Origin of the sequence: Bradyrhizobium roseum, assembly GCF_030413175.1 — a bacterium.
Taxonomy (GTDB): domain Bacteria; phylum Pseudomonadota; class Alphaproteobacteria; order Rhizobiales; family Xanthobacteraceae; genus Bradyrhizobium; species Bradyrhizobium roseum.
Genome location: NZ_CP129212.1, coordinates 259,036 through 271,882, shown reverse-complemented (window position 1 = coordinate 271,882; position 12,847 = coordinate 259,036). Strand labels below are relative to the sequence as shown.

Here is a 12,847-nt window from a genome sequence, read left to right as displayed (position 1 = left end):
CCCGATTGCACGCCGTCACCTCGTAGTGCTACCCGGTTACAGAAGCGTTGCGATAGCGCAAGCGTCGAAATAAGGGATCAAATTGGACAACGACAAGCCGATGCTGGTGCTGGGTATCGAAACCACCTGCGATGAAACCGCAGCCGCCGTGGTCGAACGCCAGCGCGACGGCAACGGCAGGATTCTGTCCAATATCGTGCACTCGCAGACCACCGAGCATGCGCGTTTCGGCGGCGTGGTGCCGGAGATTGCGGCGCGTGCCCATATCGAGCTGCTCGACGGCATCGTCGGCCGTGCAATGAAGGACGCCAACACGGAGTTTGCGCAATTGTCGGCGGTGGCCGCCGCCGCTGGCCCGGGCCTGATCGGCGGCGTGATCGTCGGCCTGACAACCGCCAAGGCGATTGCGATGGTGCATGATACGCCGCTGATCGCGGTCAACCATCTTGAAGCCCACGCGCTGACGCCGCGGCTGACCTGCGCGCTCGCCTTTCCCTATTGCCTGTTTCTGGCCTCCGGCGGCCATACCCAGATCGTGGCCGTGATCGGCGTCGGGCAGTATGTCCGGCTCGGCACCACCGTCGACGACGCGATGGGTGAAGCTTTCGACAAGGTGGCAAAGATGCTGTCGCTGCCCTACCCCGGCGGACCGGAGGTCGAACGGGCGGCGGCCGACGGCAACCCAAAACGGTTCGCGTTTCCGCGGCCGATGCTCGGGCGGCCGGACGCGAATTTCTCGCTGTCGGGATTGAAGACCGCGGTGCGCAACGAAGCCAGCCGCATGACGCCGCTGGAGCCGCAGGATATCAGCGATCTCTGCGCCGGCTTTCAGGCCGCGGTGCTGGAATCGACCGCGGACCGGCTGAGCGTGGGGTTGCGACTGTTCAACGAACGGTTCGGCCCGCCGCGCGCGCTGGTGGCGGCCGGCGGCGTCGCCGCCAATCGCGCCATCCGCGGCGCGCTGCAGGACGTCGCCGCAAAGGCGCAGACCACGCTGATCATCCCGCCGCCGGCGCTGTGCACCGACAACGGCGCAATGATCGCCTGGGCCGGCGCCGAACGGATGGCGCTCGGCCTGACCGATACGATGGACGCGCCGCCCCGCGCCCGCTGGCTGCTCGACGCCAACGCGACCGCGCCGGCCGGCTACGCCAAGACGCGCGCAGGTTTCTGAGATGGCGTCCTTCAAATCGGTCGCGGTGATCGGCGCCGGCGCCTATGGCAGCGCGCTGGCCTGCGCCGCGCGGCGCGCCGGCCGCGACGTCGTTCTGTATGCGCGAAGCCCCGAAGCCGCCATCCAGATGCAGGCGACGCGGAAGAATCCCAAGCTGCCGGGCGTCAGCCTTGACGGCGATATCGATATCACTTCCGACATGGCCCTGGCGGCGCGCGCGGACATCATCCTGCTGGCCACGCCCGCGCAAAGCCTGCGCGAGGCTGCGACCGCACTCGCGCCGATCCTGAGGCCGAAGACGCCTGTCATCGCCTGCGCCAAGGGCATCGAGCGCGGCACGCACAAATTCATGACCGAGGTCATCGCCGAGGCGATGCCGGAGGTCACGCCGGCGATCCTGTCCGGGCCGAATTTCGCCGACGACGTCGCGCGCGGCTTACCCACCGCCGTGACGCTGGCCGCGAAGGACGAGAGGCTGGCGAGCGACCTGGTGCAGGCATTGGGCTCATCGACCTTCCGGCCCTACCACACGACGGACGTGCGCGGCGTCGAGATCGGCGGCGCGGCCAAGAACGTGCTGGCGATCGCCGCCGGCATCGTCGAGGGACGACAGCTCGGCGCATCCGCATTGGCCGCGCTGACCACGCGCGGCTTCAGCGAACTGGCGCGCCTCGGCCGCGCCTGCGGCGCGCGCAGCGAGACGCTGATGGGGCTTTCCGGTCTCGGCGACCTGATCCTGAGCTGTTCCAGCCTGCAATCGCGCAATTTTGCCTTCGGCATCGCGCTCGGCCGTGGCGAGCCGCCGAACCGCGAAAAACTCGCCGAGGGCGAGTTCACCGCGCCGGTCCTGATCGAACTGGCGGCTTCGCAGAACGTCGATATGCCGGTATCAAGCGCGGTCGCGGCGATATTGAGCGGCAAGGTCACGATCGACGCCGCGATCGAGGGCCTGATGGCGCGGCCGTTCAAGGCGGAGGAATGACGATGGCGTACTGGCTGGTGAAATCCGAACCCTCGGTGTGGTCATGGGACCAGCAGGTCGCCAAGGGGGCCAAAGGCGAAGCCTGGACCGGCGTGCGCAACTTCACCGCCCGACAGAATCTCGTGGCCATGAAGAAAGGCGACAAGGCGTTCTTCTATCATTCCAACGAAGGCAAGGAGATCGTCGGCATCGCGGAGATCATCAAGGAGGCCTATCCCGATCCGACCGACAAGACCGGCAAGTTCGTCTGCGTCGATATCAAGGCCGACAAGCCCTTGAAGACGCCGGTGACGATGGCCGCGATCAAGGCCGACAAGAAGCTCGCCGCCATGGCGCTGGTGAAATATTCGCGGTTGTCGGTACAGCCGGTGACGGCGGAAGAATGGAAGATGGTCTGCAAGATGGGCGGGATGTAGCGGCGACACGCCCCGGCACCTTTTTCGAGAACGCAAGGCCATGTTTCATCGTCGTCCCTGCGTTCGCAGGGACGACGGCGGAGACTTTACGCCGCCGCAGCCGCCGTCACCACCTGCACCAACAGTGCCTCGCGCTTGGCCTGGGTGCGGTAGCCCTTCATCGTCGCGGCAAATCGCTCCAGAATGCCGTCCTCGAATGCGGTGACGATGGTGTCGTGGACGTAGCTCTTGCGGCAGATCGCGGGCGTATTTGAAAGTTCGTCGGCGGCGGCGCGCACCGCTTCCAGCACCTGCTTCTTGCGGCCGCGCTCGCTGGCGGCGGGCGTGACCCGCGACAGCGATTCCAGCACCACGGCGGAAGCCATCAGCGTGCGAAAATCCTTCAGCGAAATCTTGATGCCGGCAATCTCGCGCAGGAACGCGTTGACCGCCGAGGTCGAGGCCGCGCGCACGACGCCGGAGCGATCGTAGTACTGGAACATGCGCTTGCCCGGCACGGTGCGCAAAATGCCGATGGCGCGCACCAGCTTGGCGGCGTCGCATTCCTTGCGCACGGCCTTGCCGCCCTTGGCCTTGAACGTCAGCACGAAACTGTCGTCTTCCAGCGTGACGTTGGACTTCAGCATCGTGGTCGCGCCGCGGGTGCCGTTGAGGCGGGCGTAGGATTCATTGCCCGGCCGGATCGCGGTGCGGGCGATCAGTTCGATCACCGCCGACAGCGCGAATTCCCGCGTCGGCTCGTCACCGGACAGGAACGCCGAGACCTTGCGGCGGATCTTCGGCAGCGCGCCGACCAGCCGCGCCAGCCGATGCGCCTTGCGATGCTCGCGGACCTTTTCCCAATCGGCGTGGTAGCGGTACTGCAGCCTTCCCGCGGCATCGATGCCGACTGCCTGCAGATGCGAACTCGGATCGGCCGAATAGCGCACGTCGCGATAGGCCGGCGGCACCGCCATCGAATGCAGGCGGCGGATGGTGCCGGCATGGCGGATCTGGGTGCCGTTGGCGCGATGGAATGAATAGCCCTTGCCGCGCTTGACGCGACGGATGGTCAGCCCGTTCTGGTCGCCGAGCTTGAGGCCGTGTTCACCCGCCAGCTCTTCGACGGAGGTTTTGGCGCCGATTGACGGCTTTGCGGCCAGCACCTTGGCCGGCTTGGGCAATTGTCCCAAGGCTTCGGCCAACGCAACGGCGGGATCGGCGGAAACGGGCCGCGTAGCCTCGAAACTCTGCTGATCCATCATGGCCGTGATCGCCTTGCTCCACCTGTCTGCCGGCAATGCCCGTTGTTATGGCTTGGTTCCGGAGGGCCTTCTGGCCCCGGGGAGGCCATTTAGGAGGTAACGCTGCCCTTTGCGAGTCCCGATTCCGTCATTGGCGGTATCAAAACACCTGTCATGGGTGCCATTCGGCGATAACGTTGATTTTTGGCTCGGCCGAATCGTTAAAAAGATCCGAAAAATGACGCTGGTTTGATCCGCGACAAGACGGTAGCCCCCGGTCGCGACCAAGGTCGCAGACGTTTGCGCCTTGTCCGGGCATCGTCCCGCGACGCATAATCGGTACAACAATCAGTAGGGGTTGCGGTCGCCAGCGCGTGCGACGCTGCACCGAGCGGGAGGGTGAAAATGTCCGAGAAGATCTATGACGTATCCGCCGACTGGGCCAAGCGTGCCTATGTCGACGACGCAAAATACCGCGAAATGTACGCCCGCTCGATCTCCGACCCCAACGGCTTCTGGGCCGAGCAGGCCAAGCGCATCGACTGGATGAAGGCCCCCCACACGATCGAGAACGTCTCCTACGCGCCCGGCAATATCTCGATCAAATGGTTCGAGGACGGCGTCTTGAACGCCGCCTGGAACTGCATCGACCGCCACCTCGAGAAGCGCGGCGACCAGACCGCGATCATCTGGGAAGGCGATGATCCCTCGCAGTCAAAACACATCACCTACCGCCAGCTGCACGACGAAGTCTGCAAGATGGCCAACATCCTGCGCACGCGGAACGTCCAGAAGGGCGACCGCGTCACCATCTATCTGCCGATGATCCCGGAAGCGGCCTATGCGATGCTGGCCTGCGCGCGGATCGGCGCGATTCATTCGGTGGTGTTCGCCGGCTTCTCACCGGACAGCCTCGCCCAGCGCATCACCGACTGCCAGTCCAAGATCATCATCACCGCCGACGAGGGACTGCGCGGCGGCAAGAAGGTGCCGTTGAAGGCCAATGTCGACGCCGCGGTCGCGAAAGCCGGCGGTGTCGATTGGGTCGTCGTCGTCAAGCGCACCGGTGCTGCCGTCGACATGAATCCCTCGCGCGACTTCTGGTACCACGAAGCGGCGGAGATGGTGACGACGGATTGCCCGGCCGAGCACATGCACGCCGAAGACCCGCTGTTCATCCTCTATACGTCGGGCTCCACCGGCCAGCCCAAGGGCGTGCTGCACACCACGGGCGGCTACCTCGTGTTCGCGGCGATGACGCATCAGTACGTGTTCGATTATCACGACGGCGACATCTACTGGTGCACCGCCGACGTCGGCTGGGTCACCGGCCACAGCTACATCCTCTATGGACCGCTGGCGAACGGCGCCACCACGCTGATGTTCGAAGGTGTGCCGAACTATCCGGATAATTCGCGGTTCTGGAACGTCATCGACAAGCACAACGTCAACATCTTCTACACCGCGCCGACCGCGATCCGCGCGCTGATGCAGTCGGGCGACGAGCCGGTGAAGAAGACCTCGCGCAAGAGCCTGCGCCTGCTCGGTTCGGTCGGCGAGCCGATCAATCCGGAAGCCTGGGAATGGTATTACCGCGTCGTCGGCGACAGCCGCTGCCCGATCGTCGACACCTGGTGGCAGACCGAAACCGGCGGCATTCTGATCACGCCGCTGCCGGGCGCGACCAAGCTCAAGCCGGGCTCGGCGACGCGGCCGTTCTTTGGCGTGGTGCCCGAGATCGTCGACGCCGACGGCAAGGTGCTGGAAGGGGAATGCACCGGCAACCTCTGTCTCGCAAAATCCTGGCCGGGACAGATGCGCACGGTCTATGGCGACCATGCACGATTCGAACTGACCTATTTCTCGACCTACAAGGGCAAGTATTTTACCGGCGACGGCTGCCGCCGGGACGCCGACGGCTACTACTGGATCACCGGCCGCGTCGACGACGTCATCAACGTGTCGGGTCACCGCATGGGAACCGCCGAAGTCGAAAGCTCGCTGGTCGCGCACGCTTTAGTGTCGGAAGCCGCCGTGGTCGGCTATCCCCACGACATCAAGGGCCAGGGCATCTATGCCTATGTGACCCTGATGGCCGGCACCGAACCGACCGAGGCGTTGCGCAAGGAACTGGTCGCCTGGGTACGCAAGGACATCGGCCCGATCGCTTCGCCCGACCAGATCCAGTTTGCGCCGGGCCTGCCGAAAACCCGTTCCGGCAAGATCATGCGCCGCATCCTGCGCAAGATCGCCGAGGACGAGCCGTCGAGCCTCGGCGACACCTCGACGCTGGCCGATCCCGCCGTGGTCGACGATCTCGTCGAGAACCGGCAGAACAAGAAGGGCGCGCCGGCTTGAGGGACTTGCGAATGTCAATGAGAATGGCCGCGGCGCTGGCCGCCATGATCGCTGCGGGCATCTCGATGTCATCCGGCGCGCAGGCGCAGCCCGAGCTGGTCGGTATCAATGGCGAGTATGAGCCCGGGACGATTGTGGTGAAGACCCACGAGCGGCGCCTTTATCTCATCCTCGATTCCGGCCGGGCCATGCGCTACCCGGTCGGCGTCGGCAAGGCCGGCAAGCAGTGGGAAGGCACCACCAAGATCGACGGCAAGTACCTCCGCCCGGCCTGGTCGCCGCCGAGCGAAGTCAGGCGCGACAAGCCCGGCATGCCGGACGTCATTCCCGGCGGTTCGCCGCGCAACCCGATGGGCGTCGCGGCGATGACGCTGGCCGGCGGGGACTACGCCATCCACGGCACCAACGTGCCTGGCTCGGTCGGCGGGTTTGTGTCCTATGGCTGCATCCGCATGCTGAATGACGACATCACCGATCTCTACCAGCGCGTATCGGTCGGGACGACGGTGACGGTCACACGCTGATCGAGCGATCGGATTGCTAAAAACGCCGCGCGGTGGCGCGGTGCTTTCATCTGAGCGGCGCTTGATCTGCATTCGCGCACCAGCCGTTGCGATGTCCGCCGCCATAGCGGCGGGCATGCCCCGCCGCTACCAACGCCGTCGACACATTTCCGGTGCGCCGTGTCGCAACCTCGGCCACGACCCGGCCGCCATACTTGTCCGGTCCGATATTGAAGATCGTGACGTCGCCTTCGCCGAGCAGCGCACGTAGCGCGCCGGTCGCGGTCTCCGCCATCTGCAGCTCCTGCGCACAGGACGCCTTCAGTTCGGGCGCATCGATGCCGCGCAACCGGACCCGCGTCGTCAGATAAAGATCCGGCGACACATGCACCCGCGCCTCGAACGTATCTCCGTCGATGGTCCTGACGACATCGACGGCGAGACGCGTGTCCGGACTTCCGGCCCGCTTCCAGATGGTTTCGGCATCGCGCGCCGCCTGGCTGTCGGTCGAGCCAGGCAGCGATCGCCGCACCCAGTCCCGCATTGGCAACATCGCGAACGCGGCTACGCAGGCGACGAACATCCAGGGCAGAACCGATGCCGACCATCGGCGCCGGGAGGCCCGGCCCGGCGCATCATAAGCACGGGATCTCTCATATGGAGGCATATCCCGACTAAGGGGTGAGTCGGGAAATCCGGCAAGGCCCATTCAAGGACATCGCGCTCGCCCAAGCCTTGTCGCGCGGGCGTCAGAAATCGGAAGCGATACCCTTGCGCTCCCAGTCGCCATATCGGGTCGGCTCCGGACCTTTCGGGCCCTGGAGCTCTCTTCGATGCGGCGTGGCGTTGGCCTCGGCGGCCTTGCGGCGGGCTTCGGCCTCGGCAAGCGCGCGCTCGGCAGCGGGCGTCAGCTTCTTGCGTTCCACGGCGGGCGCGGGAGATGGGGGACTTTCGGTCATCGCAGCTTTCATCTTAGCACAGGGATCGGCAGGCGGGTCACATCACATTCGCGAAATTGTCCGCGGTGATTCTTACATTTGGCTTATTCCGATGCCAAACGTGCATTCATTCCAATGGCATGAGCCAGAACCTTTCCGCCTTTCGAGACATCGCCGTTCCATGCCAGCTTCCAGATTCGCAGTACCTTCCGAAGTGCCCGGGCTGGCGGCGCGCCGCATCGCGGCCGACATTCTCGACGGCGTCCTGCACAAGCACCGCACCCTTGACGACCAGCTCGACGGCGCCGGCGCCCATCCCGGCCTGAAGACGCTGGCCGATCGCGACCGCGCCTTGATGCGACGGCTGGTGGCGACGATCCTGCGGCGGCTCGGCTCGCTCGGCCATTTGCTGTCGCGCCTGCTCGATCGCGGCATCCCGACGGATGCGCCGCGCGCGCAGAGCGCGCTTCTGATTGGCGCCGCACAGATTCTCTGGATGGATGTGCCCGATCACGCCGCGGTCGATCTCTCGGTGCGGCTGGTGCAGTCGGACCGGCGCGCCGCGAAATATGCCGGCCTCGTCAACGCGGTCTTGCGCCGATGCGCGCGCGAGGGACAGCCGTTGATCGACGAGATCAAATCGCAGAACCTCGACATTCCGCCGTGGCTGCTGGCGCGCTGGATCGCCGCCTATGGCGAGACGACGGCGCGAGAGATGGCGCTCGCCATCGGCCATGAACCGTCGCTCGACATCACCGTGAAGTCCGACGCCGCGCAGTGGGCGAGCCGCTTGCACGGCGAAGCCCTGCCGACCGGCTCCGTGCGCACCCTGCTGCAGGGTTCGGTGACCATGCTGCCCGGCTTCACCGACGGACAATGGTGGGTGCAGGACGCCGCCGCCGCGCTGCCTGCCCGCTTGTTCGGCGACGTCGCCGGCAAGGCGATCGTCGACCTCTGCGCCGCGCCCGGCGGCAAGACGGCGCAACTGGCGCAAGCCGGCGCGCACGTCACCGCGGTCGACCGCTCGCCGGCGCGGATGGCGCGGCTGCGCGACAATCTCGCGCGGCTTTCGCTGCACGCCGACGAAGTGGTGACCGACGCCGCCGAATGGCCCGGTCAGTCCGGCGGTGGATTCGACGGCGTGCTGGTGGATGCGCCATGCACCTCCACCGGCACCATCCGGCGTCACCCCGACGTGGCCTGGCTGCGCCAGGAAAATGATATCATCGCCCTGGCGACGCTGCAGAAGCGGTTGCTGCAACGGGCGGTCGCGCTGCTCAAGCGGGGCGGGACGCTGGTCTATTGCACCTGTTCGCTGGAACCGGAGGAAGGCGAACAGGCCATCGTGTCGCTGCTGGCCGCCGAACCCGACATGCGTCGCATGCCGATCGAGGCCGGCGAGGTCGCAGGCCTCGAAGAGATCGTGACCGCGGACGGCGACCTGCGCACCCTGCCCTGCCATCTGCCCCATGCCGACCCCCGGCTTGCCGGACTGGATGGGTTTTACGCTGCGCGGCTGGTTAAATCCTGATTTTTAAACCAGAATTCCCCGATGTTGGGGTGATTCGCGCCTGTTCAAGATGGTGCCACGGCGGCGTTTCCGGATTAAAAGGATTCGCCTAAATACCCCTCCCTCCTCAACCAAGGCACGGCGTGTCGGTCGCTCAACGCAGACGAATCTCGACGCTTATCATGAGCCGCTCGGCGCGGTCCGTGATCGCGCGCGCGTCGGGTGCGACGGTGGCGGTGTCGAGGCTATGGCCCGGCCGCGCCGACCGGCTGATCATCGCGCCGCACGACTTACGTACCGCCGACGCGACCCGCGCCGCCGAAATCTATGCCGGCCGCTTCGTGTTCGCCGGCAAGATCGTGACCTGCCACGGCCGCTCGATCTTCGACCTCGAACCGCCGTCGGAAGACTGGGAAGTCGCCCTGCTCGGCTTCGGCTGGCTGCGCCATCTGCGCGCCGCCGACACCGCGCTGACCCGCGCCAACGCACGCTCGCTGGTCGACGACTGGATCTCCAACCCGACGCGCAAGCGGCCGCTCGAGCGACGGCCGGACGTGCTGGCGCGCCGCGTGATCTCGCTGTTGTCGCAGGCGCCGCTGGTGCTCGGCGACACCGACGGCAAATTCTATCGCAAATATCTGCGCGGGCTGACCCGCGAGATCCGCTATCTGCGCTACGCGATGCTCGATATCGCCGACGGCGTGCCGCGGCTGCAGGTGCTGATCGCGCTGTGCTACGCCTCGCTATGCCTGGCCAATCAGGCGGGTCACATCCGTTCCGCGACGCGACGGCTTTCCGACGAATTGCAGCGCCAGATCATGCCCGATGGCGGGCATATCTCGCGCAATCCCGGCGCACTGGTCGAACTGCTCAGCGATTTGCTGCCGCTGCGGCAGACCTTTGCCGCGCGCAACATCGCGCCACCCGCGGCGCTATTGAATGCAATCGACCGCATGATGCCGATGCTGCGCTTCTTCCGCCACGGCGACGGCAGCTTTGCGCTGTTCAACGGCATGAGCAACGCACCGTCCGACCTGGTGGCGACGCTGCTCGCCTATGACGACACCCACGGCGTGCCGATGGCAAACATGCCGCATACCGGCTTCCAGCGCCTCGATGCCGGCGCGACCACCGTCATCATGGACACCGGGCCGCCGCCGCCGCCGAATGTCAGCCAGGAAGCGCATGCCGGCTGCCTCTCGTTCGAATTGTCATCCGGGCCGAGCCGGATCGTCGTCAATTGCGGCATGCCCGCGACCGGCCGCGACAATTGGCGCAGCTTTGCGCGCAGCACCGCCGCGCATTCGACGCTGACCTTTCACGACACTTCCTCGTGCCAGTTCATCGAACTGTCGGCGATGAAGCGCCTGCTGCAGGGCGCGCCCGTCGTCAGCGGCCCGGTCAATGTCGAGAGTTACCGGGAGGCGGTGGCCGACGGCGATCTGCTGACCGCGTCGCATGACGGCTACCTCGCGCGGTTCGGCGTGATCCATCGCCGCGTGTTGATGATCTCCCAGGACGGCGGCCGGCTGGACGGCGAAGACACCGTGTCGCCGGCGCCGGGCGGACGCATCAAGGGCGGCGAGAGCGATTTCGCCCTGCGCTTTCATCTGCATCCCGCGGTGAAAGCCAGCCGCCTCAGCGACGCCCGCGGCGTCATGCTGGTATTGCCCAGCCGCGACGTCTGGACCTTCGAAGCACTCGACGACAAGGTCGACCTCGAGGACAGCGTATTCCTGTCCGGCAATGACGGCCCCCGCCGCACCGCCCAGATCGTGATCCGCCAGGATTCCCGCAACACCTCCTCGGTCCGCTGGAGCTTTGTCCGCTCCTCGGCGAACGCCGCCGCCACCAACGCCCGCCGCGCCGCGCGGCGCGAACCGGAATTGCCGCTTGCATAGACCATCATTCCGGACCAGCCGGCAGCGCGAATTCCCGCTCGATGCAAGGCGCCCGCTGTTGTGAACCCAGCCAAAAACTGCTAACCAGCCGGCTCTCGCGCGACTGGCGACTTTGGATGGAGCACCATCGGGAAGCGCGGGAGTGACCGCCGCGCGCCTGGGCATAAGTATCCCCTGACAGAGGACCTTGCCCATGACTGACAAGAACCGCCGCGTTACCCGTGCCCTGCTTTCCGTTTCCGACAAGACCGGCCTGATCGAATTCGCCAAGGCGCTCGCCGGCCATGGCGTCGAGCTCGTCTCCACCGGAGGCACCGCCAAGGCGATCGCGGCGGCCGGGCTCAAGGTCAGGGACGTCTCCGAACTGACCGGCTTTCCCGAAATGATGGACGGCCGGGTCAAGACGCTGCATCCGAAGGTACATGGCGGCCTGCTCGCGATCCGCGACAACAAGGAGCATGCCGAGGCCATGAAGGCGCATGGCATCGCGCCGATCGACTTGCTGGTGGTCAACCTGTATCCGTTCGAGGCAACCGTCGACAAAGGCGCGTCTTACGAGGTTTGTATCGAGAACATCGACATCGGCGGCCCCGCGATGATCCGCGCGGCGGCGAAGAACCACGACGATGTCGCCGTCGTCGTCGAGGCGCAGGACTACCAGGCCGTGCTCGACGAACTCGCCGCCAACAAGGGCGCCACGACGCTCTCGCTGCGCCGCCGCCTGGCAGCAAAGGCCTACGCGCGCACCGCTGCCTATGATGCCGCGATCTCGAACTGGTTCGCCGCGCAGAACGAAACCGATGCGCCGGATTTCCGCGCCTTCGGCGGCCGCCTGATCCAGTCATTGCGCTACGGCGAGAACCCGCACCAGAAAGCGGCGTTCTATGCGACGCCCGACAAGCGGCCCGGTGTTTCCACCGCGCGGCAAATGCAGGGCAAGGAACTCTCCTACAACAACATCAACGACACCGATGCGGCTTACGAATGTATCGGCGAATTCGATCCGGCCCGCACCGCGGCCTGCGTGATCGTCAAGCACGCCAATCCCTGCGGCGTCGCCGAGGGCGCTGACCTGCTCGCCGCCTACCGCAAGGCGCTGGCCTGCGACTCGACGTCGGCCTTCGGCGGGATCGTTGCTGTCAACCGCACGCTGGATGCTGAATCGGCCCGCGCCATCACCGATATCTTTACCGAGGTGATCATCGCCCCCGATGCGACCGAGGAAGCGATCAAGATCGTTGCCGCGAAGAAAAATCTTCGGCTGCTGCTCGCCGGCGGACTGCCCGATCCGCGCACCGTGGGCCTGACCGCAAAGACGGTCGCCGGCGGCCTGCTGGTGCAAAGCCGCGACAACGCCGTGGTCGACGACATGGCGCTCAAGGTCGCGACCAAACGCGCGCCCACCGACGCGGAAATGCGCGACCTCAAATTCGCGTTTCGCGTCGCCAAGCACGTCAAGTCCAACACCATCATCTATGCGAAGGACCTCGCCACCGTCGGCATCGGCGCCGGCCAGATGAGCCGGGTCGATTCCGCCCGCATTGCCGCGCGCAAGGCGCTCGATGCCGCCGCCGAACTCAAGCTCGGCGAGCCGCTGACCAAGGGCTCCGTCGTCGCCTCCGACGCCTTCTTTCCGTTCGCCGACGGCATGCTGGCCTGCATCGAGGCCGGCGCGACCGCGGTGATCCAGCCCGGCGGCTCGGTGCGCGACGACGAGGTCATCAAGGCTGCCGACGAGCACGGCATCGCCATGGTGTTCACCGGCGTCCGGCATTTCCGGCATTGAACGAATGCTGGATGAGAACGCGCACCCAGGATGCCGAGCTGCGCTAGGACAACCGG

General features: G+C 66.0%; 11 protein-coding genes and 1 riboswitch. Of the genes, 8 read left to right on the top strand and 3 right to left on the bottom strand.

The window, feature by feature from the left end:
* The first annotated feature begins 100 nt into the window (after positions 1–100).
* The 3 genes from tsaD to QUH67_RS01295 are packed head-to-tail and all read left to right on the top strand — an operon-like array spanning position 101 to position 2,572.
* Positions 101–1,174 (top strand): tRNA (adenosine(37)-N6)-threonylcarbamoyltransferase complex transferase subunit TsaD, encoded by a 1,074-nt coding sequence (gene tsaD / locus QUH67_RS01305; protein WP_300948300.1) that lies wholly within the window; start codon positions 101–103, stop codon positions 1,172–1,174.
* 1 nt (position 1,175) lies between these two features.
* Positions 1,176–2,156, top strand: a complete 981-nt coding sequence (locus tag QUH67_RS01300; protein WP_300944855.1) for an NAD(P)H-dependent glycerol-3-phosphate dehydrogenase — start codon at positions 1,176–1,178, stop codon at positions 2,154–2,156.
* A gap of 2 nt (positions 2,157–2,158) precedes the next feature.
* A complete protein-coding gene (locus tag QUH67_RS01295) occupies positions 2,159–2,572 on the top strand; it encodes an EVE domain-containing protein (RefSeq protein ID WP_300944854.1) in 414 nt (137 codons plus the stop codon).
* An 86-nt stretch (positions 2,573–2,658) separates the two neighbouring features.
* On the opposite strand, the gene QUH67_RS01290 is transcribed toward QUH67_RS01295, so the two are convergent.
* Positions 2,659–3,816: a DNA topoisomerase IB gene (locus QUH67_RS01290; RefSeq protein ID WP_300944853.1), complete on the bottom strand. Its 1,158-nt coding sequence runs from the start codon at positions 3,814–3,816 to the stop codon at positions 2,659–2,661.
* 384 nt (positions 3,817–4,200) lie between these two features.
* On the opposite strand from QUH67_RS01290, the gene acs reads away from it, so the two are divergent.
* Positions 4,201–6,153: an acetate--CoA ligase gene (gene acs, locus QUH67_RS01285; RefSeq protein ID WP_300944852.1), complete on the top strand. Its 1,953-nt coding sequence runs from the start codon at positions 4,201–4,203 to the stop codon at positions 6,151–6,153.
* Between the two features lie 11 nt (positions 6,154–6,164).
* On the top strand, positions 6,165–6,677 hold the full coding sequence (locus QUH67_RS01280) for a L,D-transpeptidase (RefSeq protein WP_300944851.1): 513 nt from the start codon (positions 6,165–6,167) through the stop codon (positions 6,675–6,677).
* 46 nt (positions 6,678–6,723) lie between these two features.
* On the opposite strand, the gene QUH67_RS01275 is transcribed toward QUH67_RS01280, so the two are convergent.
* Together QUH67_RS01275 and QUH67_RS01270 are read right to left on the bottom strand one after the other, a co-directional pair.
* Positions 6,724–7,200, bottom strand: a complete 477-nt coding sequence (locus QUH67_RS01275; protein ID WP_320416116.1) for a thermonuclease family protein — start codon at positions 7,198–7,200, stop codon at positions 6,724–6,726.
* A gap of 205 nt (positions 7,201–7,405) precedes the next feature.
* Positions 7,406–7,615: a DUF1674 domain-containing protein gene (locus tag QUH67_RS01270; protein ID WP_300944849.1), complete on the bottom strand. Its 210-nt coding sequence runs from the start codon at positions 7,613–7,615 to the stop codon at positions 7,406–7,408.
* 160 nt (positions 7,616–7,775) lie between these two features.
* On the opposite strand from QUH67_RS01270, the gene QUH67_RS01265 reads away from it, so the two are divergent.
* From QUH67_RS01265 to purH, 3 genes are all read left to right on the top strand, one after another.
* Positions 7,776–9,125 carry an RsmB/NOP family class I SAM-dependent RNA methyltransferase gene (locus tag QUH67_RS01265; protein WP_300944848.1) on the top strand — a complete coding sequence of 450 codons (1,350 nt, stop codon included), beginning with the start codon at positions 7,776–7,778 and terminating at the stop codon, positions 9,123–9,125.
* A 161-nt stretch (positions 9,126–9,286) separates the two neighbouring features.
* The gene (locus QUH67_RS01260; protein ID WP_300944847.1) at positions 9,287–11,005 is read left to right on the top strand and encodes a heparinase II/III family protein; all 1,719 of its coding nucleotides are present in this window, start codon (positions 9,287–9,289) and stop codon (positions 11,003–11,005) included.
* A gap of 89 nt (positions 11,006–11,094) precedes the next feature.
* A riboswitch (ZMP/ZTP riboswitch) is annotated at positions 11,095–11,175 on the top strand.
* 23 nt (positions 11,176–11,198) lie between these two features.
* Entirely contained in the window at positions 11,199–12,791 is a 1,593-nt protein-coding gene (purH, locus tag QUH67_RS01255; RefSeq protein ID WP_300944846.1) for a bifunctional phosphoribosylaminoimidazolecarboxamide formyltransferase/IMP cyclohydrolase, read from the top strand.
* Positions 12,792–12,847: the final 56 nt, after the last annotated feature.